Raw genomic sequence first — 589 nt, 5'->3', positions numbered from 1 at the left:
CTCTCCTCCTCGTCGCCCTCGGCTATCCACGGCCAGTGCGGGGTGGTGAAGTTGAGATTGAGCAACCAGGGCTTCCCGCCGTGCCCGCGCCGTACGTAGTCGCTGGCCCGCTCGGTCAGAATCCGGGTGTAGTACCGCAGGTCCTTGTACTCGGCGTCGCCCTCGTACAGGTCGTACTCGCCGCTGAGCCCGAGCTTCGAGTAGTACTCCAGGGCGCCGCCGAAGTTGCCGAAGAACTCGTCCCAACCGGAGCGGGTGGGGCTGTAGTCGGGCAGGTAGCCGCAGTGCCACTTGCCGATCAGCGCGGTGGCGTAGCCGGCGTCGCGCAGCAGCGAGGCGAGCGTGGGGTGGTTCGGGTCGAGCCCGACGCTCCTGTCGGCGATCGGCTCGGCGAGCCCGCCCCTGGTACGCCCCGGGTAGCGGCCGGTGTAGAGGCTGAACCGGGTGGGGGAGCAGGTCGCCGAGCCGGAGTACGCCTGCGTGAACCGCACGCCCTGGCGCGCGAGCCGGTCCAGGTGCGGAGTGTGGATGTCGGGCGAGCCGTACGAGGACAGGTCGGCCCAGCCGAGGTCGTCGGCCAGGATGAACA

The 589-nt window shown here is 69.8% G+C and carries 1 protein-coding gene; it reads right to left on the bottom strand.

Annotation, left to right across the window (positions count from 1 at the left end; translation table 11 throughout):
- The coding region (locus KUM32_RS37225; RefSeq protein WP_217146281.1) for a sulfatase-like hydrolase/transferase at positions 1–589 on the bottom strand (589 nt) is incomplete at both ends.

The sequence above is a fragment of the Streptomyces sp. AC627_RSS907 genome (assembly GCF_019049165.1).
The sequence above is the reverse complement of the archived record's forward strand: the minus strand, read 5'-3'. Positions and strand labels throughout refer to the sequence as shown.